Raw genomic sequence first — 21,964 nt, 5'->3', positions numbered from 1 at the left:
TCTGCTACTTTGTCGCAGATGGCGGTACATGCAACGGTATACTTTGATCAAGCGGTCACATTGGAGACTTAAAGTGAGCTACAAATCGGATATTGAAATTGCACGCGGTGCTTCAAAAGCCCTAATTCAGGACATTGGCGCTAAGATTGGAATCGAGAGCAAAGACCTTCTGCCCTACGGCCATGATAAGGCCAAAGTGAGCCAGTCTTTCATCAATTCTGTTCAAGACCGTAAGAATGGCAAGTTGATCCTGGTCACTGCCATCAACCCAACGCCAGCGGGTGAAGGCAAGACCACGACCACTGTTGGTCTGGGCGATGGATTGAACCGCATCGGCAAGAAGGCAATGGTCTGTATTCGTGAAGCCTCTTTAGGCCCTAATTTTGGGATGAAGGGTGGCGCTGCCGGGGGCGGCTATGCGCAAATCGTGCCGATGGAAGACATGAACCTGCATTTCACAGGCGATTTTCACGCAATTACCTCGGCGCACAGTCTTTTGTCCGCGATGATCGACAACCATATCTATTGGGGCAATGAGCTCGACATCGACACACGCCGCGTGGTGTGGCGCCGGGTTGTTGATATGAATGACCGCGCGTTGCGGCAGATCACAACTTCTTTGGGCGGAGTGTCCAATGGCTTCCCACGCGAAGCGGGTTTTGACATCACCGTTGCCTCGGAGGTTATGGCGATTCTCTGTTTGGCCAAAGATCTGACCGATTTGCAAAAACGCCTTGGTGATATGATCGTGGCCTATCGCCGCGACCGCAGCCCAGTTTTTGCACGCGATATTAAGGCAGATGGCGCGATGACCGTCTTGCTGAAAGATGCGATGCAGCCCAACCTGGTGCAGACTTTGGAAAACAACCCGGCCTTTGTGCATGGTGGTCCATTTGCCAATATTGCCCACGGGTGTAACTCGGTGATCGCCACCACAACTGCGTTGAAACTCTGTGATTATGTGGTGACTGAGGCTGGATTTGGTGCCGACTTGGGCGCAGAGAAATTCCTCAACATCAAGTGCCGCAAAGCGGGCCTGGCGCCCTCTGCTGTGGTGCTGGTGGCCACGGTTCGGGCGATGAAAATGAATGGCGGTGTCGCGAAGGCAGATCTTGGTGCAGAGAATGTTGACGCGGTGAAAGCCGGCTGCCCGAATTTGGGACGCCACATCGAAAACCTGAAGAGCTTTGGCGTGCCTGTGGTTGTCGCGATCAACCATTTTGTCACCGACACTGAGGCTGAAGTGCAAGCGGTGAAAGACTTTGTCGCCGGGCAGGGCTCTGAAGCGATCGTTTCGCAGCATTGGGAATTTGGCGGTAAGGGCGCTGAGGCTTTGGCCACTCGTGTGGCGGAGATCGCCGATGCCGATATGGCCAATTTCGCGCCGATCTACGCAGATGAGATGCCCTTGGCAGAAAAGATCCAAACCATTTGCAAACGGATCTACCGCGCCGATCAGGCCTTGATGGATCAAAAGATCCGCAATCAGTTGAAGGATTGGGAAGCGCAGGGCTATGGGCATTTGCCCGTTTGTATGGCCAAGACGCAATACAGCTTCAGCACGGATCCCAATCTGCGCGGCGCGCCTGTGGGCCACTCTGTGCCGGTGCGCGAAGTGCGCTTGTCCGCTGGCGCTGGCTTTGTTGTGGCGGTCTGTGGTGAAATCATGACCATGCCGGGATTGCCGCGCAAACCGGCTGCCGAAACAATTATGCTCAATGATGCAGGCGAAATCGAAGGCCTGTTCTAAGAACACCCCCCTCGCCTCTGGGCGGGGGGAGCCGTTTTCGGGTGTCTGACTTGAAGGCAGAACTCATGGGTTTGGGAGATGGAAGATGACTGCACAGTTGATTGATGGCAAGGCCTTTGCGGCGCGGGTGCGCGGGCAGGTGGCGGAACATGTGGCGCGCTTGAAGCAAGACCATGGCATTGTGCCGGGTCTTGCGGTGGTTTTGGTGGGCGAAGATCCAGCCAGCCAAGTCTATGTGCGCTCCAAGGGCAAGCAGACGGTCGAAGTTGGTATGACCTCTTTTGAGCATAAGCTTGACGCCTCTGTCAGCGAAGAAGAGTTGATTGCAGTCATCGATCAGTTGAATGCCGATCCCGCGGTGCATGGAATTTTGGTGCAATTGCCTTTGCCCAAGCATTTAAACGAGGATTTGGTGATTGGCCGCATTGATCCGGCCAAGGATGTTGATGGGTTCCATATCTCAAACGTCGGCCTATTGGGTACAGGGCAAAAATCTATGGTGCCCTGCACACCCTTGGGGTGTTTGATGATGCTTCGGGATCATTTCGGCTCACTGTCAGGCTGTGAAGCTGTGGTGATCGGCCGCTCAAACATCGTTGGCAAGCCCATGGCGCAGCTCTTGCTGGGTGACAGCTGTACTGTGACAATTGCACATTCTCGCACTCGGGATCTGCCAGAGGTTGTTCGCCGGGCCGATATCGTGGTGGCGGCAGTGGGCCGTCCGGAAATGGTTCCAGGCGATTGGATCAAACCTGGTGCTGTGGTGATTGACGTGGGCATCAACCGGATTGCTGCGCCGGAAAAAGGCGCGGGCAAGATGAAATTGGTGGGGGATGTGGATTTTTCCAGCTGCGCCGAAGTCGCCGGGGCAATCACCCCCGTGCCGGGTGGCGTGGGTCCCATGACCATTGCTTGCCTATTGGCCAATACTTTGACTGCGACATGCCGGGCCAATGATTTGCCCGAGCCGGAAGGTTTGACCGCTTAAAGGTGTTTTCATGGCGCGGGGGCAAGGCTATATTGGCGCATGTCTGATGTTTTGCCTGCCGCCCTCACTGACTGGTTCACCCAAAAAGGCTGGCAACCCCATGCGCATCAATTGCAAGTCATGGAGGCGCGCGACAATCCGGTTTGCCTGCTGATCGCTCCGACCGGCTGCGGCAAAACCTTGGCGGGGTTCTTGCCGAGCCTTGCAGATTTGGCGCAGGCCCCCCATGCCGGCCTGCACACGCTCTATGTCTCTCCTCTCAAAGCTCTGGCGGCAGATATCAAACGCAATCTGCGCGTGCCGGCGGAGGAGATGGGCCTGGATATTCGCATCGAGGATCGTACCGGCGACAGCAGCGCCACGCAAAAGCGACGCCAGCGCGCGGACCCGCCGCAGATCTTGCTGACCACGCCAGAAAGCCTGGCGCTTTTGACCAGCTATAGCGACGCGGAGCGCATTTTTTCTGGGCTCAAACGGGTGGTGATTGACGAGGTGCATGCGCTCAGCGAGTCGAAGCGCGGTGATCAGCTGATGCTGTCACTGGCGGCTTTGCAGCGGATGTGCCCAGATCTGCAGCGGATTGGCTTATCGGCCACGGTGCAAGATCCTGAGGAGATTGCGGGCTTTATGGCCTGCCATCCGGCACCCTGTCATATTATTCAAGCGCCGCCCGGCCCTTTGCCCGATATCGCCATGTTGCAGATTGACGCGCCTGCACCTTGGTCTGGCGGCGGGGCCGGCTATGCGATCCCACAGGTATTGCGCGAGGTGGCGCAGCACAACACGGTCTTAATTTTTCACAACACGCGGGCGCAGGCGGAGATATTCTTTCATAAGCTATGGCAGCTCAATGAGGAGAACCTGCCAATCGCCATTCACCATGGCTCATTGTCTCGGGCGCAGCGCGAAAGGGTCGAAGCGGCTATGGTCGCTGGCGCTTTGCGTGCGATTGTTTGCACAGGATCGCTGGACCTGGGATTGGATTGGGGCAATGTAGATTTGGTGATCCAAGTGGGGGCGCCAAAGAACGTCAAACGACTGGTGCAACGCATTGGTCGGGCCAATCATCGCTACAATAGCCCATCAAAAGCCCGTCTGGTGCCAGCCAATCGGTTTGAGGTGGTGGAATGTGTCGCCGCTTTGCAGGCGGTGCGCGCAGATGATCTGGACGGCGAGCCGATGGGGCCGGGACCACGCGATGTATTGTGCCAACATATTTTGATTGCCGCTTGCGCCGGGCCATTTTGCGCCGATGATCTCTATGGGCAGATCACAACAGCGGGCCGTTATGCGCAGCTCACGCGCGCAGAGTTTGACGCCTGCCTCGAGTTTTGCGCCACCGGTGGCTACGCGCTCAAAGCCTACGACCGGTGGCGGCGTTTGCTGCAAACTGCGGACGGCAAGTGGCAATTGCGCGACCCGCGCGCCGCCCAACGCATTCGCATGAACATTGGCACCATCCAAGACAGTGATCGTCTCAAGGTTCGATTGCGGGGCCGCGGTGGGCGTGCTTTGGGCGAGGTGGAGGAGGCCTTTGCCGCAACTCTTGTGCCTGGGGATAGTTTCTTGATTGGTGGGCAGGTGGTGCGCTATGAGGGCCTGCGCGATCTGACCGTTGAGGTGACGAAACAGCCGGGCAAAAAACCCAAGATCGCCACGTTCAGCGGGACGAAATTTGCCACATCCACCCAGTTGAGCCAGCGGATACTGGCGGGGTTTCAGCAAAAGGACTGGCCAGAGATGCCCGGCTATATGCGCGACTGGATTGCCTTGCAGCGCCATGTCAGCCTCCTGCCGCGTGCAGATCGCCTTTTGGTCGAGAGCTTCCCGCATGAAGGGCGCTTTGCAACGGTGGTCTACGGATTTGCTGGGCGCAATGCGCTGCAAACGCTTGGGCTTTTGCTCTCAAAGCGGATGGAGGAGGCCCGATTGGCCCCGCTGAGTTTCGTGGCCACGGATTATGCTGTGATGTTGCTCTCTCTTGAGCCGCTCGGCGATGCGGCCGAGCTTTTGGCACCCGCAGGGCTCAGGGACGGGCTTGAGACGTGGCTGGCGGGCAATGCGGTGATGAAGCGAAGCTTTCGCGGCTGTGCGGTTATTGCCGGTCTCATAGAGCGCAACACGCCAGGGCAGAGAAAATCATGCCGGCAGGCGACGTTCTCGTCGGATATTCTCTATGATACTTTGCTCAAATATGACCCCGAGCATGTCTTAATGCAAATCACCCGCGAAGAAGCCCGTAGGGGGTTGGTGGATTTTGACCGGATTGAAGAGATGCTGGCCCGCTGTGCAGGGCGGCTGGATCATAAAGAGCTGGACCGTCTATCGCCCTTTGCCGCTCCGCTGTTTCTTGAAATGGGCCGTGTTCCGGTGCAAGGCGAAGCCCAAGAGCGACTTTTGGCCCAGGAAACAGCCCGGTTGATGGAGGCCTCAGGTCTGAACAAGATCGTCATGGCGCCCGTGCAATAAAACTTGCCATCCCCCCGCATAATGCGCGATGCAGGGGCATGAGTGATGGGCATGTATTTTCCTTGTATGGGGCTGAGCTGACCGCGCGGGCTTCGGGTGTCTTGTGGTGGGCACATCGGCGTATTCTTTGCGTGTCAGATTTACATTTGGGAAAATCAGATCGCATGGCGCGCCGCTCAGGCGTTATGGCGCCGCCCTATGACACCGCAGACACTCTTTATAGATTGCAAAGAGAAATCGAGGCTTTGACCCCTCAAATTGTGATTTGTCTGGGGGATAGTTTTGATGATTTGCAGGCCTCGGGCAGCCTTGATTCTGCACAAAGCGCTTGTCTTTATCGCATGCAGGCCGGGCGGCAGTGGATTTGGATTGAGGGGAATCACGATCCGGGTCCCGTTGAGTTTTCGGGTGCGCATCTGGCAGAGTATCGCGATGGACCCTTGGTGTTCCGTCATATCGCTGAGGCGGAGGCCGAGGTCTGTGGTCACTACCATCCAAAAGCCGCCGTGTCATTGGGCCGGCGCCATGTCACGCGCCCCTGTTTTTTATACGATCAGCACAGGGTAATTTTGCCAGCATTTGGCACCTTCACCGGAGGGCTGCGCAGTGATGCGGCGGTTTTGCGGGATTTGATGCAGCCGGGGGCTGTCGCGGTTTTAACCGGTGAGACCTGTCATGTCTTGCCAATGCCAAGGGGATAGAGATGGAACGGGTCACAAAGAGCTTTGAACGGCAGAGCATTATGCAAACTTTTGGGGCGCAGATGACTGTCGTTGAGCCGGGGCATGTGGAAATCACAGCGCCAATCCTGCCGGGCAGTCAGCAGCAGCATGGCTATGCCCATGCCGGTTTGATCTTTGCGCTCGGTGACAGCGCAGCGGGATATGCGGCCTTGACGCTGATGGCGGAGGGCTGTGAGGTTTTGACCGCAGAAATGAAAATCAACCTTCTGGCACCGGGGCGCAACGGTCCTTTACGGGCGGTGGGCCATGTGGAGAAATCTGGTGCACGTTTGGTGATCGTGCGGGCTGATGTGTTTGATGGGGATGTAAAAGTTGCGTTGATGCAGGGAACGATGGTGCCTGTACAGGTTTAAAGTCGTGCAAAATACATTAAGTTTACACATTTAGCAATTGTTATAATGATATTATTTAAATTGCATCTGTGTTAAATGCGCCGGTGCTAGATCAGTCGTCCGATCGAAAGAACGGAATCAAAAAGACCAAACAGGCCACCAAAAAGAACACAGAGCCCACCATGGACCAAAAACTACCGATGGAGGCGATGATGAAGCCAATCGCTGACAGGATAAAAAGTATCCAGCCGATGAAATTAATCTGCTTGTTGCTCATGGCTACTCCGAATTTCCAAGCGCGTGACGATTTGCAGACTAATGGTTTATTTTGGTAACACAACGCCGCTGTGATGGCGCGCTTGAACGGCGATTGGGGATTTAGAGCCGCGGTGTTCGATGACAAGCCGCTGCGCGAAAGACCAGGCCCTCTGCGTTGAAATAGAATGTTTCAGTCGCGCAGATATTGTTTTGATTGCTGTAGCTCAAGACAATCATCTCATGGCCTCGGAAAACGTCTTGGACTTGAAATTTGAGGTCAGGCTGACGCTTTAGGGCTTCGGCCCAATAGCCGCGCAATTCGTCATGGCCGGTGAGTTCCCCCTTCCCAACCAAGGCTTGCGCTTTGGCCGATCTAAACACCACCTCTTCGTGATAATGTGCCATGATCCGGTCCAAATCGTGACTGTTCCAGCCGTCTTGCCAATCCTGGGCAAATTGCCACGGATCAAGTGTGTGAGTGATTGTCATGGACTGTTTCTCGCGCTGATTATTAACCAATTTATATTGGTGCATTCTAAAATATCTCTCGACCCTGAGAGAAGAGTTCTGGTTGCAAAAAGTCAATGTGAATGGCGTTCTTATGATGCAATAATATTTTAAAGACCTCTGTATAACGCCAGTTCAGCACGAAATGAGGGCAGCGCCGGCCTGGGCGGGCGCATATGGCGGGTGGTGAAATCACTGCAGAATTTGAGCCATAACCATATATACCAGTATACCCTGATGGTGAATGCGCCTGCCGGGGGGCAGGCAGGCGCAGCCCGGTGTTGCCACCGGGCAAGTGTCTCGCTTTGTGGTTGGGTTGTGCATAGGTCTTTCCTATTAAGTATAAATAAAATGATTGATAAAGGCCCAAGTCGCATCCTGCAGATCCGGCTTTTGGCGGTCATGCGATATGAATGCGCCTTGTGAGCAAGAGCGGGCCAATGATAGGGATGCTCTGTAGGTCATAATCTTATAGCAGAGAGGCGCCGCGCGTGATGACAAAACCGAGCCGTGTTTTTTGGGCGATTGGCCTGTTGGGCCTGATTTGGAACGCCCTTGGTTGTTTCAATTTTATTCTACAAATGGATCCCGACGCCCTGGCTGATTTCCCGCCCGCCTATAGGGCGGTGATTGCCCACCGTCCCGGCTGGGTGACAGCCGCCTTTTCGGTTGCGGTTTTTGGGGGGGCATTGGGCTGTGTTTTGATGCTGCTGCGCCGGGCCACAGCGCGGCCGGCTTTGTTTGTTTCGCTTCTTGGCGTGCTGCTGACAATGGGTCACGCGCTCTGGGTCGGGGCTGCGGCGCCCGGTGGGATGTCTCTTGTAATGTCGAGTGGCATGTCCTTGGTGGTGGCGGCCGCTTTGGTTTGGTACACGCACCGCAAGGCGGGGCTTGACCTGCTGCGTTAATATCTAGCGATCAGCCGTTTTGCGGCGCGCTGACGATGGACAGATAACGGAGGGGAAGATCTCTTGGAGCCTCCGGCCCATGGGGGCTATCGGCATCAAATTGCAAGCTGTCCCCGGCGGTAAGATTGTAGAGCTTGTCGCCATGTCGGTAGTCCATTTCTCCCTCCAGCATATAGATGGTCTGGGTGCCGCCCTGTTGGAGGCTTGGCAATACATCTGTCTTGGAGGTCAGCGTCACCAAATATGGCTTTACGATAACCCCGCTGGACGGGGCGTTGATATGTCCCAAAAGACGTGTTTCAGGACCCGTCAGACTGCCAGTCTCCTCGGTCGCGATCCCTTCACCACTTTTTGTGTGAATCACTTCTCGGCGCGCCTCAAACTGGCTGAAAAAAGCACTGATCGGCATGGACAGCGCCGTTGCAAGGGCCCTCAATGTCTTGAGAGAGGGAGAGGTATTGCCATTTTCAATCTTGGACAGCATTCCAATGGAAAGTCCCGTGCGGCTGGCAAGTTCGGCGACCGTGACCTCCTGGCGCCGCCGAAATCCCCGCAACGCGCGTCCAATGGCCACTTCGAGAGTTTTTTCAGGCCCATCGCGCGCCCTGGGTGGGTCTTGCGTCAGTTCGGCGGCCTTTGCCGGGGTGGCTTTCTCAACAGTCATATATCAACCTCAATCGTGGCGTTTGACCTCTTGATCTCTGGGCCAGTTTTCCTTTTAGTATCATATTTATGAATGATGTGAAAACCCAGTCCGTTGGTTTCTTGATTTTTGAAGGCTTTCCGATGGCCTGCCTCACCTCAATGATCGAACCTCTGCGCGCGGCAAATGAGATATCGGGGCAGGAGGCGTTTTCTTGGTCACTGGTTGCAGAGACGATGGCAAAGCGGCGCTCCAGCGCAGGGATCAGCTTTGAGCCTGATTTGGCTTTATCCGATCTGACGCGACCCGATTATCTGTTCCTGCTCAGCCCGCCCCGCGCGCAGTTTGCCAATGCCAAAGCCGGTTTTGGGGCGCTGCGTGCATTGGCCCGTCACGGCGCGGTGCTGGGCGGTGTCAGCGGTGGGGTGTTTCCGTTGGTCCGCTCCGGGGTCATGGCCGGTCATGTGGTTTCGGTACATTGGTGCTATGATGCCGCCTTCCGTTCAGAATTTCCGGAGGTTCAGGCCTCTGATCGGGTGATTGAAGTCGCGAGCCGCCGCTATACGGCTTCAGGGGCGGCCGCGGCCTTTGATCTGTCACTGCGTTTGATCGAAACCCGCCTGGGGGCAGATGTGGCGACGGAAGTGGCCTGCTGGTTTCAGCATCCGTTGATGCGGGGCGAGGGGGTGCAGCAGAGTATTCCAACCTATCGGAGCGCCACCACCGACGCGACCTTACCGCCCGTGGTGGCCAAAGCGGTGACCATTTTTGCAGCCCATCTCGAGTCTCCAATTTCTGTGGCAGAGGTGGCGGATGGCGTGGGCGTCTCTCCCCGGCAGATTGAGCGCAGTTTCAAAAAGGCAACGGGGCAGAGCCCGTCTCATTACTACCGTGCATTGCGGATGAAAGCCGCCAAGCAATTGGTGATGTATTCCAAAGACAGTATGGCACAAATTGCTCTGCAGGTGGGCTATGGCTCGACCACGCCCATGGTGCGTCACTATCGTGAGGCCTTTGGACTCTCTCCCCAAGAGGATCGCCGGCGCATCAATCTCTATCGCGTCTTGGACAACAGTCCCGTGCCCTCGGTCTAGGGTCGCGGGCGTCAGATCACATGATGGCCGCCTTAAAAGGCGGCCCGAATTGCGGTCAGCAGGCTGTGGTGCAAAGATGCAGCCGAAGACCGAGGCCCGAGGATCGAGATGTGGTCCTCCGCGCGGCAGAGCACAAAGCAACCGAGGTGATCAATGCTGGTTCGTGTGGCGTTGCCTGCGATGAATTTGGCCATATTGATCGGGCAAAACCGCTCCATAATGGCCGCAAGATTTGGACCGCGCAGATCAAAGCGACACCAAGCCCCGGTTTGTTCGGTGACGGAGGCCTTGCCTTTGGTTTCCTGGATCGCCCGCTCAAATAAAAATTCTTCACTGTCATAGGGTGCTTCAAGCATCCATTGATCGGGGCCCGTCCAAAACGCGATGATCCGTGCGCCGGCCCAATGCCCCGCCTTGGGCGCTGTCGGCCCGATCATGCGGCGAATGGCCAAGGTCGTTGTGCGCTCTCCCCCGCGGCGTGCTGCGACAGAGGCAAGTGCGATGCCTGGCTGTTCGGTCAAGGTGACGGGACCATGGTGGTCGACAGCTGGGGCGCTTGTGCCCAAAGCTGTGGTGGCGATCAGATCATGCACGCAGACGCTCCCCCTCAGGATCAATGAAATGGGCACTGACCACTTCAACCTCGTGATCAAAGCCGGTCAATGGGCTGACAAGCCTTAGGATTTCGCCCATGCGGCTATCGCCAGACTTGACATAGGCCAGCGCTATGGAATGGCCCAGATTTGGCGAGAAGCAGGCGGAGGTGACATAGCCTTGGTCATGGGCGGCATCCACTGGATCGCCTTTGCACATCAAATGGCTGCCGGCGGGTACTGGATCGGACAGGTTCACGGGCCGCAATCCAACCAGTTTCAGCGCCTCCGCATGGTTCAGCCCGCTGCGTTCCGATAGGGTGGAGCCGATGCTGTCCTTTGCCTTGGACACCATGCGCCCCATACCAAGATTTAGGGCCGTGGTGGTGCCATTGAGTTCATTACCAGCCGCATGACCTTTTTCAATGCGCATAACACCTAAGGCTTCTGTGCCATAGGGCATCGCGTCAAATTCCTCTCCGGCCTGCATAAGACGCCGGATCATCGCATCGCCGTAGCGCGTCGGCACTGCGATTTCATAGGCCAGCTCTCCGGAGAAAGAGATCCGAAACAGCCGGGCGCGCAGCCCACCGCAAACGGTGATATTGGCGCAGGCCATAAAGGGGAAAGCCTCATTGGACAGGTCAAATTCTGGATCAACAATCTTTTGTAGCAACCGCCGCGCATTTGGCCCCGCCACCGCATATTGTGCCCAGGCCTCGGAGGTTGAAATCAGCTGCACATCGAGATCTGGCCAGAGGCATTGGCGGGCAAATTCCATGTGGCGAAAGACTGAGACAGCATTTGCCGTGGTGGTTGTGACCACAAAGTGATCTTCCGCCAGCCGGGCGGCGGTGCCATCATCCATGGCGATCCCGTCTTCGCGCAGCATCAATCCATAACGGGTCTTGCCGACGGCCAATTTGGCGAAACCGTTGCAATAAACCTTGTTTAGAAAGGTCGCGGCATCTGTGCCTTGCACGTCGATTTTTCCGAGGGTTGTGACATCGCAAATACCGACAGATTTGCGCGTGGCCAGCACTTCCCGGTCGACAGATTGCCGCCAATGGGTTTCGCCGTCTTTTGGGAACCATTGGGCCCTCAGCCACATGCCCACTTCCACAAAGACCGCGCCTTGTTCTTCGGCCCAAGCATGGCTTGGGGTCTTGCGGGTGGGGCGGAAGTGTGTCCCGCGATCACGCCCTGCAAAGGCCCCAATGGCCGTTGCAGTATAGGGCGGCCGGAAAATGGTTGTGCCGACCTCTGGAATGGCTTTGCCAGTCAGCTCCGCCATAATTGCGAGCCCGCCCATATTGGACGTCTTGCCCTGATCTGTGGCCATGCCCAGCGTGGTGTAGCGTTTGAGATGTTCAACGCTGACGAAATTTTCCTGATGGGCCAATTTGACGTCTTTAACCGTCACGTCATTTTGTTGATCGAGCCAAGCGCGGTTGCAGCCTTTGACAGCCCAAAAGGGCGTGATGGAGATGGGCGCGCCTTCGGCCTCTGGCAGCTCAAGCCTCGACGCTCTAAATCCGTTCTCGCGAAGCCAGCTGGCGGCTTCATCTGCGCCGCCGCGCAGGGCGCCAGCGGTGGATAGATCCCCCTTGGCCGCGCCGGCCACGCGCAGCGCTTTTGGTCCCTCGGCAGCTGGGCCAAAGGCAGCGATCTGTGGCAGCCACTCAGGCCGGCCGCGGTGGTGGCTGGTCAGATGCACATTGGGGTTCCAACCGCCCGCCACACCAAGAGCCCCGCAAGACAACTGGCGCTTTCCGCCGCCGGGCAGGGCGACCTCAATGGATTTGAGCCCCAAACGTCCGCGGCTGTTGATCACCTGACCGCCTGCGATGACCTCATAGTCGCCACTGAGCGGCGCATCGGGCCGCACATCGATCACGGCGGCAATGGCAACGCCTTTTGCGTGAAGATCGGCCGCGGTTCGGTGCCCGTCGTCATTGTTGGTAAAGACCGCCACCCTCTGCGCTGGGGTCACGGCCCATCGGTTGGCATAGCTGCGCATCGCCCCGGCCAGCATGATCCCGGGCCGATCATTGTTTTCGAAGGCGATGGGGCGCTCGGTTGCGCCCGCGCACAGAAGGCTGCCCTTGGTATAGATCCGCCAGAGCACTTGCCTGGGTTTGCCTGGGGCTGGCTGGGGCAGGTGGTCCGAGACCCGCTCCAAAGCGCCAAAAATGCCATGATCAAAGGCGCCGAGCACTGTGGTGCGCGCCATGATGCCGACATTGGGTAGACTGGCCAGCTCTGCTACGGTTTGTGCCGCCCAATCTGCGCCGTTCTGATCGCCAAGGGTGAGGCGTTCAGAATTGAGCCTGCCGCCGAGGGTGAAGTCCTCATCGGCCAAGATCACCTGCGCGCCGGCACGCCCCGCGGTCAGCGCGGCGGCAAGCCCGGCAGGGCCCGCACCGATGATCAGCAGATCACAGTGCAAAAAGCCGCGATCATAGGCGTCGGGATCCTCTTGCAAGCTTATACTTCCCAGCCCGGCGGCTTTGCGAATAATCGGCTCGTAGAGTTTTTCCCAAAAGGTGGCGGGCCACATGAAAGTTTTGTAATAAAATCCTGCGGTTAGAAAATTTGCGAAGCGGTCATTTATGGCCATAAGATCAAAGCGCAGCGAGCCGATCTTATTTTGTGAGTTTGCGCTCAGGCCGCCAAACAGCTCGGCCGTGGTGGCGCGGGTGTTGGGCTCCTTGCGCGCGCCCTCTCGGAGCTCGACCAGGGCGTTGGGCTCTTCAGATCCGGCGGTTAAAACGCCGCGCGGGCGGTGATATTTGAACGAGCGCCCCATGAGGCGCACGCCATTGGCCAAAAGCGCGCTGGCCAGCGTGTCGCCCGCATGACCTTGGTAGGCCTTGCCATCGAAGGTGAAGTCCAAACTCTGGCTGCGGTCAATTTGCCCGCCCGGAAGGCGATTGATTTGGCTCATCGGCTTCGCCCCCGGCTGCGGGCCACATCGCGGGCCAGTTCCACGGCGGAAATTTCATGGGTGGTTGTGTCGCGGGTGACGACAAGGAAGGAGCGATCGCCCTGCTCGTGATACCAAAGCTCACGATGCGCCCCGGCAGGATTGTCGCGCATATAGCCATAGTCAATAAATTTCGCCAAAGCCTCCGGGTCTTGCCAATCGGGGCGTTCTATCAGCTTGGCATCTCCCATATAGGTAAACTCTGCACTGTCGCGTGGACCAAGAAGCGGGTGGTTGATAATCATATCTCATGCGCTCCTAATGCAGCTGTGGGTTGTTACCCATGCCTTTTTCATCAATCATCTGCCCCTTTTCGAACCGGTCAAAGCGGTAGGCCTTGGCAAATTCATGCGGGGTATCCGTGGCCAAGAGATGGGCATAGCACCAGCCAGAGGCCGGCGTGGCCTTGAAGCCGCCATAGCACCAACCTCCGTTGAAATAGAGCCCGTCAATATGGGTGCGGTCTATGATTGGCGAGCCATCCATCGACATATCCATAATACCGCCCCACATGCGCAGAAGACGCACGCGGCCGAGCATGGGGAATATGGCCATGGCCCCTTCGCAGACATCTTCGACAACGGGCAGGTTTCCGCGCTGGGCGTAGGAATTATAGCCGTCTATATCGCCGCCAAAGACCAATCCGCCCTTGTCCGATTGGCTGCAATAAAAATGTCCCGCCCCAAAGGTGATGACCCCGGGAAGCACTGGTTTCAGCCCCTCGGAGACAAAGGCTTGCAGCACATGGCTTTCGATGGGCAGGCGCATACCGGCCTTTGACATCAAACGGCCCGAGGATCCGGCGACACAGGCGGCAATTTTGCCGCCCGCGATATAGCCGCGGCTGGTATCCACGCCAAGGCAGGCACCGCCTTCAATGCGAAAGCCGGTGACTTCGCAGTTTTGGATGATATCCACCCCCAATTGATCGGCCGCGCGGGCATAACCCCATGCCACTGCATCATGGCGCACGGTGCCTCCGCGATGCTGGGCCAGACCGCCTTTGATGGGGAAGCGGGCGTTGTCCACATTGAGGAAAGGGTAGCGTTTTTGGATGGTTTTTGTGGAGAGTAAATCCGCATCCGCCCCGTTGAGAATCATAGCATTGCCGCGCCGCGTGAAGGCGTCGCGCTGTGCGTCAGAGTGGATGAGATTGAGAATGCCGCGCTGGCTGACCATCGCGTTGTAATTCAGATCCTGCTCCAGCCCCTCCCAGAGCTTGAGCGAATGCTCGTAAAACGGCTCATTGCCGTCCAGGAGATAGTTGGAACGGATGATCGTGGTGTTTCGCCCGACATTCCCGCCGCCAATCCATCCTTTCTCCAAGACCGCCACCCTCTTGGCCCCATGGTTGCGCGCCAGGTAATAGGCGGTCGCCAAACCATGCCCGCCGCCACCGATGACGATGTAATCATAATGCGCTTGCGGCGCCACGTCCCGCCAAGCGGGCGTCCAGCCTTTGTGGCCAGTGAGAGCTTCTTTAATCACTCGTAGGGCTGAATAGCGCATAGATCTGACTCCTTGCTGCAACTGTGGCCAATCCACCGCGTGAATTCAGGTTGAAATCGGACAAACTACAGGTGTTTTCCGACCAAGAGTGTCTTTGTAATTTCTGGACCTGTGTTTGAAGCTGAGCGCGTTATAGAAGGGCTTTTTCTTTGCGCGGTTTCGCGCTAGGAATTGATCTGTCTTGAAAGGATATCCCATGGGCGACGCGCAAAAATATTATTTCCCGACTGGAGGCCTGCCGGGCCAGAAGGAGGTTATGACTCAACGCGCGGTCTTTACCGAGGCCTATGCGGTCATCCCCAAGGGCACGATGCGCGATATCGTCACCAGCTTTCTGCCCCATTGGGACAAAACACGCGCCTGGGTTCTCGCACGGCCCTTGAGCGGTTTTGCTGAGACGTTTTCGCAATATATCATGGAAGTCTCCCCCGGTGGTGGCAGCCGTCAGCCGGATGCAGACGTCCGGGCGCAATCGGTGCTTTTTGTCACCCAGGGTGCGGGCGTGCTGCATTTGGACGGGCAGGCGCATGCTTTGCGGGCGGGCAGCTACGCCTATATTCCCGGCGGATTGCAATGGCGGCTGGAGGCACCTGAGGAGTGCCTGCGGTTTCATTGGATCCGTAAACTCTATGTGCCGGTTGAGGGGATCGCGAGACCTGAGGCCTTTGTCACCCATGAGGCCGATCATGAGCTGCATTTGATGCCAGATACCGATGGGGCATGGGGCACCACGCGCTTTGTGGAACCCAACGATCTGCGCCATGACATGCATGTCAATATCGTGACGTTTCAACCGGGCGGTGTGATCCCCTTTGAAGAGACCCATGTTATGGAGCATGGGCTTTATGTGCTCGAGGGCAAGGCTGTGTATAAGCTCAACCAAGATTGGGTCGAAGTGGAGGCGGGCGATTTCATGTGGCTACGCGCCTTTTGCCCGCAAGCCTGCTATGCGGGCGGTCCGGGACCGTTCCGCTATTTGCTTTATAAAGACGTCAACCGGCATATGCCGCTGGGCCTGTAGCCCTCTGACCTGCGCAAGGCAGGTCAAAATTTGAAAGACCTCTGTATAAAGCCATTTCAGCCCGGTGTTGCCACCGGGCAAACTGCTTTTGACTTGGCGGCTGGGTTATGGCCGGGCTCTTCCTGAGGCTTCAACGCGGCAGGAGATCGCGAAGGCGGAACTCTGCTATGCGTTCCACTTGGAGGCAGGCTTCTGCAAATTCGGTCTCACGATCATGGGTGATGCGTCTTTCAAAGGCGGCAAGGATGCTGGCTTTGCTGTGATCTCGCACTGCGATGATAAAGGGAAATCCGTGTTTTTGCACATAGGCGTCGTTGAGCGCTGTAAAGCGCGTGCGTTCGTCGTCGGTCAGCGCGTCAAGCCCGGCGCTGGCCTGCTCTGCGGTGCTTTCCGCCGTTAGGCGCTTTGCGGCCGCCAATTTGCCAGCCAAATCTGGATGCGCGGTGAGCACGCCCAAGCGCAGCTCTGGGCTGGCCGAGCGGAAGGCACGGCATAGGGCGTTGTGTAATCCGGTCGCAGTGTCGTGCATGGGGCCAAGTTCCAGCCGGTGCGCGCGCTCTGCGACCCAGGCGGAATGCTCAAATATTCCGCCATAGGCGGCTGTGAACGCCTCTCGGGACAGGCCACTGGGGCGATTTTGGCGCTGATGGGGGTGGGTTTGGGTCCAATGATCAGCGATTGCCTCGCGGGTGGCGAACCAGACGCCATTATGGCCCTGCGCATATTCAATGAAACGCTGCAGCGCGGCGGCGCGGCCTGGCCGGCCGATAAGGCGGCAGTGCAGGCCGATGGACATCATGCGCCCGCCTTCTGCGTAGAGCGTGTCGAAACTATCCTTGAGGTAGCTGAAAAATTGATCGCCCGCGTTGAACCCCTGCGGGGTTGCAAAGCGCATGTCATTGGCGTCGAGCGTATAGGGCACTATCAACTGATCGCGCGCCTCAAATTCCATCCAATAGGGCAGATCATCAGCATAGCTGTCGGCGACATAGGCAAATTGCCCGGTTTCTGCGGCCAAGCGGACTGTGTTTTCCGAGCACCGCCCCGTGTACCAGCCGCGCGGCGGTGTGCCCACGACCTCTGTGTGCAGACGGATGGTCTCCGCCATATCTGCGGCCTCATCTTCGGGGCTGGCATCTTTATATTCGATCCATTTGAGCCCATGGCTGGCAATCTCCCATCCGGCAGATTTCATCGCTGCCAGTTGCTCTGGCGCGCGAGCCAAGGCGGTGGCCACGCCATAAACGGTGATGGGCAGGTCTTTGAGCATGCGATGCAGCCGCCAAAATCCTGCGCGCGCGCCGTATTCATAGATGCTTTCCATGTTCCAATGGCGCTGGCCGGGCCAGGCGGCGGCGCCGACGATCTCGGACAGAAAGGCTTCAGAGGCCGCATCCCCATGCAATATGTTGTTTTCGCCGCCTTCTTCATAGTTCAGCACCAGTTGAACCGCAATTTTGGCGCCTCCGGGCCACTGCGCTGCGGGAGGGGTTGGGCCATATCCGGACATATCGCGTGGGTAACGTTTCATAATTTTCTCCATCTTGGGCTTTCCCTTTGCTTATTTTTTGCGCAGAGATTAGGGAAGCAAAAAAGGAATAGATCATGAATGGGTTTTTGACCACACATGTTTTAGACACGGCCAAAGGTTGCCCGGCTGCTGGGATCCACATCGAGCTGTTTCGCTACGACAACGGCCAGGCGATCAAGCTGGGGGAAGCGGTGACCAATGCCGACGGGCGCACCGACAGCCCAATCCTGTCGAAAGAGGATTTTGCCCTCGGGCAGTATGAGCTGGTGTTCCACGCGGGCGACTATCTGCGCAGCACAGGACAGGCGGCACAGGCGCCATTGTTCTTAGATGTGGTGCCCATTCGGTTTGGCATGTCGCAAGATGATCATTACCATGTGCCCTTGCTGTTGTCCGCCCATGGGTTTTCCACCTACAGAGGTAGCTAAGGGATCAGATCATGTATGATGCTGCAATATTTTGGGACTGGATCAGCTTTGCCGTGCGTTGGCTCCATGTCATCACCGCCATGGCTTGGATTGGCTCATCGTTTTATTTTATCGCGCTGGATTTGGGGTTGAACCGCAACATTGACGGGCCCGCCGATGGTGAGGAGTGGCAGGTGCATGGGGGGGGATTTTATCACATCCAGAAATACCTCATTGCTCCGGAGGCCATGCCAGAGCATCTGACCTGGTTCAAATGGGAGAGCTACACCACCTGGCTGTCCGGCGTTGCCATGTTGATGGTGGTCTATTGGGCCGGCTCGGAGCTCTATTTGATTGATCCGGCGAAGATGGATCTTACCACATGGCAAGCGATTGCCATTTCAGCGGGATCTCTGGCGATTGGCTGGGTGATCTATGACGTGCTGTGCAAATCGCCTTTGGGAGAGCGCCCAACGCTCCTGATGCTCTTGCTCTTTGCGGTCTTGGTGGCGATGTCTTGGGGCTATAATCAAATTTTCACCGGCCGCGCGGCGCTTTTGCATCTGGGAGCTTTTACGGCCACGATCATGACGGCCAATGTGGCGATGATCATCATGCCCAATCAGAGAATCGTGGTGGCGGATTTGAAAGCGGGGCGGGAGCCCGCGGCCAAATATGGCAAAATTGCCAAATTGCGCTCGACCCATAATAATTATCTCACCTTGCCCGTGATCTTTTTGATGCTGTCGAACCATTATCCTTTGTCCTTTGGCACGCCCAATGCTTGGATCATAGCCTGTTTGGTTTTTCTGATCGGCGTGACGATTCGTCATTATTTCAATTCCATGCATGCGCGTAAGGGCCGGCCGAATTGGACGTGGGCGGTCACTGTGATCTTGTTTATTGCCATTGCCTGGCTGTCCTCGGCACGCGGTTTTGACGGAGATGTGGAGCAGGCCGAAGCCGTGCCTTTGACCCGTTACGAGATGCGATTTACTCAGGCAGAGGGTTTTGAGCAGGCGCATGAAATTGTGCAGGGCCGCTGCGCCATGTGCCATGCGCGCGCGCCGGCTTGGGATGGGCTGCGCTGGGCACCTAAAGGTGTCTTGCTCGAAACCCGCGCGGATGTGGCGCGCAATGCCCGCGCGATCTATTTGCAAGCGGGGGTGAGCCACGCCATGCCGCCCGCCAATATCACGGATATTCCACAAGAGGATCGCGCGCTTTTGACGGCCTGGTATCGCGCGGGGCAATAGGGGCGACTTCCACTCTTGCAACCGGTTGCAAAAATAGTATCCTAACCCCCGAACGGCTTGCCAAGATGGGGCAGGGTCTTTGCATTTAAATCGGAGTATTTTCTGTGGACACAGCAGATAAAACCATTCGCCTGACCACCGCACAGGCCATCATTCGCTATTTGGCGGCGCAGTATATTGACATTGACGGAGAGAAAACCCGCGTATGTGGCGGGGGTTTTGGCATTTTTGGCCATGGCAATGTGCCTTGTTTGGGCGAGGCCCTATACGACCACCGCGATGTGCTGCCGCTGTATCGCGGACAAAATGAGCAAGGCATGGGGTTCGCGGCGGCGGCCTACGCCAAATATCACCTACGCCAAAAATTCATGTTTTGTACGGCCTCAGCAGGGCCCGGCACGGCCAATCTATTGACCGCTGCGGCCTTGTGCCATGCCAACCGCCTGCCGATGCTGATGCTTTGCGGAGATACGTTTTTGACCCGACTGCCCGATCCAGTGCTGCAACAGCTGGAGCATTTTGGCAATCCGGCGCTTGGGCTCAATGACAGTTTTCAAGCGGTTTGTCGCTATTGGGACCGGATCACCCATCCGGCGCAGGTGATCCAAACCCTGCCGGCGGCTTTGGCGACTTTGCTTGATCCGGCCGATTGCGGCCCGGCGTTTATCGCTCTGCCACAGGATGTGCAGGGTTGGACCTATGATTACCCTCTGTCTTTCTTTGAACCCAAAGTGCACCGCATTCGTCAGCAAATGCCCGATGCGCGCGAGCTTGAGGATGCGATGGCTGCCTTGAAAGTGGCCAAGCGCCCGGCGATCATCGCCGGTGGCGGGGTGCAATATGCCAAGGCCGTGGCCGAGCTGACCCAATTTGCCGAAGCTTGCGGCATTCCTGTGATTGAGACCATTGCGGGCCGCGCCAATCTCTTGGCCGATCATCCCCTGAACATGGGGCCGGTCGGGGTGACGGGATCTGACAGCGGCAATTGGCTGGCAGAACGGGCGGATGTGATCCTATCGGTCGGCAGTCGCTTGCAAGATTTCACCACAGGATCATGGACGGCCTTTGCGCAAGATGCGCAATTTATCTCGCTCAACACCGCGCGCCATGATGCGGGCAAGCATCGCGCCCTGCCGTTGGTGGGTGACGCCAAGCTGGGACTTCGGGCGCTCACCGAGCAAATGGGGGGCTATCGCGCCCCCGGCGCTTGGTTGGACGAAGCGCAAGCCGAGCGCCGCAAATGGGACGCCTATGTGGCGCAGAATGTGAAGCCGGGCAATCGGCCCAATTCCTACGCCCAAGCGATTGGTGTGGTCAACGCGCTCTGCGATCCGCGTGACCGGGTTGTTGCCGCGGCAGGCGGTTTGCCCGCGGAGGTGACGGCGAATTGGCGGACCTTGGATATTGGCACTGTGGATGTGGAATTTGGATTCAGCTGTATGGGTTATGAAATCGCAGGTGGCTGGGGGGCACGCATCGCGCAAAGTGAGCTTGAACCTGCGCAAGACACCATCGTCTTTACCGGTGATGGCAGCTATATGTTGATGAATTCAGACATTTACTCATCCGTGCTGACGGGCAAGAAATTGATTGTTTTGGTGCTCGACAATGGCGGGTTTGCGGTGATCAACAAGCTGCAAAATAACACCGGAAATGAGAGCTTTAACAATCTCATCGCCGATTGCCCAACGATCGACGCCCCCTTTTCCGTTGATTTCACTGCCCATGCGGCGGCCATGGGCGCGATTGCGGAGCGGGTGGCCAACCCTGCTGAATTGGCAGAGGCGTTTAAGCGGGCCAAGGCGGCAGATAAAACCAGCGTGATCGTCATGGATGTGGATGCCTATGAAGGCTGGACGACCGAAGGGCACAGCTGGTGGGAAGTCGGCACGCCCCAGGTCAGTGCCCATTCTTCCGTCCGCAACGCCCATGAAGATTGGGAACGCGGCCGCAAGAAACAGCGGCGCGGGGTGTAGCTATGCAAAACCTCTTGGCGGGTATCGCTCAGAATAATTTTGTTGTCATTGGTCGCGCGGGAATGGATTTCTTTCCAGATCCCCCCGGAACGAAGACGGAGGAGGCGGAGGTCTTCACCGCCGGTTTGGGAGGGTCCTCGGCCAATATTGCGGCGGGGCTTGCAAAACTTGGCGGCAAGTCGGCTTTGGTGACCTCTGTCAGCGATGACAGCGTTGGGCGCTACTGTGTCAATCAGCTGAAAAATTATGGCGTGGATTGCAGCCATGTCAAAGCGGTTGGTGGCGAGTTTCGCAACTCCCTGGCCGTCTATGAAACGCGCGTCAAAGAGCATCAAAGCGTGATCTATCGCAATGGCGCGGCTGATTTTCAGTTTACTGCAGCCGACGCCGAGGCCGTCAATTATGGTGATTTCGGCGCTCTTGTGACAGCGGGAACGGTGTTTGCGGCCGAGCCAAGCCGTTCTGCGGCCTTCCACGCCTTCGATCTGGCCCGCGCGGCCGGGCTGCCGATCATCTTTGATGTGGATTATCGCCCCTACAGCTGGCCATCGCCGCAGGTGGCCGAAGAGGTCTTGTCTCGTGCCGGTGCGCTGTCGGACGTGATTGTGGGCAATGACGAAGAATTTGGCTTCATGGCCGGTGGACTTGACAAAGGTCTGGCCAAGGCGCGCGCTCTGGCGCAGAGCACTGCGAAGATTGTGATCTACAAAATGGGTGAGAAAGGCGCGATTACCTTTGCGGGGGATCAAGAATTGCGCACGGGTATTTACCCGGTCACTGCATTGAAACCGACAGGGGCAGGGGATAGTTTTATGGCGGGTTTTCTGGCCTCTCTGGCGCAGGGCTTGCCGCTTAAAGATGCGGTTCTGCGCGGCTCTGCCTGTGCGGCTATCGTTGTGGGCAAGCCTGGCTGCGCGCCGGCCATGCCCTTTCCGGCCGATTTAGAAACATTTTTGGCCGCGCACGCCGGTCCCACAGAGGTGAAAGATTAAA

20 protein-coding genes are annotated in these 21,964 nt (G+C 57.2%); 12 read left to right on the top strand and 8 right to left on the bottom strand.

Annotated features, from left to right (window positions below):
* Nucleotides 1-73 precede the first annotated feature (73 nt).
* From RCA23_RS10070 to RCA23_RS10050, 5 genes are all read left to right on the top strand, one after another.
* Nucleotides 74-1,750 carry a formate--tetrahydrofolate ligase gene (locus RCA23_RS10070; RefSeq protein ID WP_044050204.1) on the top strand — a complete coding sequence of 559 codons (1,677 nt, stop codon included), beginning with the start codon at nt 74-76 and terminating at the stop codon, nt 1,748-1,750.
* An 85-nt stretch (nt 1,751-1,835) separates the two neighbouring features.
* Nucleotides 1,836-2,738: a bifunctional methylenetetrahydrofolate dehydrogenase/methenyltetrahydrofolate cyclohydrolase FolD gene (folD, locus tag RCA23_RS10065; protein ID WP_044050203.1), complete on the top strand. Its 903-nt coding sequence runs from the start codon at nt 1,836-1,838 to the stop codon at nt 2,736-2,738.
* A gap of 39 nt (nt 2,739-2,777) precedes the next feature.
* On the top strand, nt 2,778-5,207 hold the full coding sequence (locus RCA23_RS10060; RefSeq protein ID WP_044050202.1) for a ligase-associated DNA damage response DEXH box helicase: 2,430 nt from the start codon (nt 2,778-2,780) through the stop codon (nt 5,205-5,207).
* Nucleotides 5,208-5,245: 38 nt separating this feature from the next.
* A complete protein-coding gene (pdeM, locus tag RCA23_RS10055) occupies nt 5,246-5,908 on the top strand; it encodes a ligase-associated DNA damage response endonuclease PdeM (protein ID WP_044050201.1) in 663 nt (220 codons plus the stop codon).
* Nucleotides 5,909-5,910: 2 nt separating this feature from the next.
* Entirely contained in the window at nt 5,911-6,303 is a 393-nt protein-coding gene (locus RCA23_RS10050; protein WP_044050200.1) for a PaaI family thioesterase, read from the top strand.
* Between the two features lie 91 nt (nt 6,304-6,394).
* Here RCA23_RS10050 and RCA23_RS10045 read toward each other — a convergent pair whose 3' ends face one another.
* Both RCA23_RS10045 and RCA23_RS10040 read right to left on the bottom strand, forming a co-directional pair.
* Entirely contained in the window at nt 6,395-6,559 is a 165-nt protein-coding gene (locus RCA23_RS10045) for a hypothetical protein (RefSeq protein WP_044050199.1), read from the bottom strand.
* A gap of 101 nt (nt 6,560-6,660) precedes the next feature.
* The gene (locus tag RCA23_RS10040; RefSeq protein WP_044051476.1) at nt 6,661-7,029 is read right to left on the bottom strand and encodes a nuclear transport factor 2 family protein; all 369 of its coding nucleotides are present in this window, start codon (nt 7,027-7,029) and stop codon (nt 6,661-6,663) included.
* Nucleotides 7,030-7,541: 512 nt separating this feature from the next.
* Here RCA23_RS10040 and RCA23_RS10035 point away from each other — a divergent pair.
* Complete coding sequence (locus RCA23_RS10035; protein WP_052377129.1) at nt 7,542-7,955, top strand: hypothetical protein; 414 nt, start codon at nt 7,542-7,544, stop codon at nt 7,953-7,955.
* Between the two features lie 10 nt (nt 7,956-7,965).
* Here RCA23_RS10035 and RCA23_RS10030 read toward each other — a convergent pair whose 3' ends face one another.
* Nucleotides 7,966-8,619 (bottom strand): helix-turn-helix domain-containing protein, encoded by a 654-nt coding sequence (locus RCA23_RS10030; protein ID WP_044050198.1) that lies wholly within the window; start codon nt 8,617-8,619, stop codon nt 7,966-7,968.
* A 68-nt stretch (nt 8,620-8,687) separates the two neighbouring features.
* Between RCA23_RS10030 and RCA23_RS10025 the strand changes: the two genes are divergently transcribed.
* Nucleotides 8,688-9,692, top strand: coding sequence for a GlxA family transcriptional regulator (locus tag RCA23_RS10025; protein WP_044050197.1), 1,005 nt, complete (start codon nt 8,688-8,690; stop codon nt 9,690-9,692).
* Between the two features lie 32 nt (nt 9,693-9,724).
* Here the strand turns inward: RCA23_RS10025 and RCA23_RS10020 are convergent, their stop codons facing one another.
* The 4 genes from RCA23_RS10020 to RCA23_RS10005 are packed head-to-tail and all read right to left on the bottom strand — an operon-like array spanning nt 9,725 to nt 14,780.
* Nucleotides 9,725-10,285 (bottom strand): sarcosine oxidase subunit gamma, encoded by a 561-nt coding sequence (locus RCA23_RS10020; RefSeq protein ID WP_044050196.1) that lies wholly within the window; start codon nt 10,283-10,285, stop codon nt 9,725-9,727.
* A complete protein-coding gene (locus tag RCA23_RS10015; protein ID WP_044050195.1) occupies nt 10,278-13,232 on the bottom strand; it encodes a sarcosine oxidase subunit alpha family protein in 2,955 nt (984 codons plus the stop codon). The genes RCA23_RS10020 and RCA23_RS10015 overlap by 8 nt, the downstream gene beginning before the upstream one ends.
* The gene (locus RCA23_RS10010) at nt 13,229-13,516 is read right to left on the bottom strand and encodes a sarcosine oxidase subunit delta (RefSeq protein WP_044050194.1); all 288 of its coding nucleotides are present in this window, start codon (nt 13,514-13,516) and stop codon (nt 13,229-13,231) included. The genes RCA23_RS10015 and RCA23_RS10010 overlap by 4 nt, the downstream gene beginning before the upstream one ends.
* Nucleotides 13,517-13,529: 13 nt before the next feature.
* On the bottom strand, nt 13,530-14,780 hold the full coding sequence (locus RCA23_RS10005; RefSeq protein WP_044050193.1) for a sarcosine oxidase subunit beta family protein: 1,251 nt from the start codon (nt 14,778-14,780) through the stop codon (nt 13,530-13,532).
* Between the two features lie 196 nt (nt 14,781-14,976).
* On the opposite strand from RCA23_RS10005, the gene RCA23_RS10000 reads away from it, so the two are divergent.
* A complete protein-coding gene (locus RCA23_RS10000) occupies nt 14,977-15,801 on the top strand; it encodes a bifunctional allantoicase/(S)-ureidoglycine aminohydrolase (protein WP_044050192.1) in 825 nt (274 codons plus the stop codon).
* 130 nt (nt 15,802-15,931) lie between these two features.
* Here RCA23_RS10000 and puuE read toward each other — a convergent pair whose 3' ends face one another.
* Nucleotides 15,932-17,332, bottom strand: coding sequence for an allantoinase PuuE (puuE, locus tag RCA23_RS09995; RefSeq protein ID WP_044051474.1), 1,401 nt, complete (start codon nt 17,330-17,332; stop codon nt 15,932-15,934).
* Nucleotides 17,333-17,406: 74 nt separating this feature from the next.
* Here puuE and uraH point away from each other — a divergent pair, with 74 nt between their 5' ends.
* From uraH to iolC, 4 genes are all read left to right on the top strand, one after another.
* The gene (gene uraH / locus RCA23_RS09990) at nt 17,407-17,760 is read left to right on the top strand and encodes a hydroxyisourate hydrolase (RefSeq protein ID WP_044050191.1); all 354 of its coding nucleotides are present in this window, start codon (nt 17,407-17,409) and stop codon (nt 17,758-17,760) included.
* Between the two features lie 11 nt (nt 17,761-17,771).
* Entirely contained in the window at nt 17,772-18,995 is a 1,224-nt protein-coding gene (locus RCA23_RS09985) for a urate hydroxylase PuuD (protein ID WP_044050190.1), read from the top strand.
* 104 nt (nt 18,996-19,099) lie between these two features.
* Nucleotides 19,100-20,971: a 3D-(3,5/4)-trihydroxycyclohexane-1,2-dione acylhydrolase (decyclizing) gene (gene iolD, locus RCA23_RS09980; protein WP_044050189.1), complete on the top strand. Its 1,872-nt coding sequence runs from the start codon at nt 19,100-19,102 to the stop codon at nt 20,969-20,971.
* A gap of 2 nt (nt 20,972-20,973) precedes the next feature.
* The gene (gene iolC, locus RCA23_RS09975; protein WP_044050188.1) at nt 20,974-21,963 is read left to right on the top strand and encodes a 5-dehydro-2-deoxygluconokinase; all 990 of its coding nucleotides are present in this window, start codon (nt 20,974-20,976) and stop codon (nt 21,961-21,963) included.
* Nucleotide 21,964 lies beyond the last annotated feature (1 nt).

Origin of the sequence: Planktomarina temperata RCA23 (assembly GCF_000738435.1) — a bacterium.
Classification (GTDB): Bacteria; Pseudomonadota; Alphaproteobacteria; order Rhodobacterales; family Rhodobacteraceae; genus Planktomarina; species Planktomarina temperata.
This window is presented reverse-complemented; position numbering and strand designations above follow the sequence as displayed.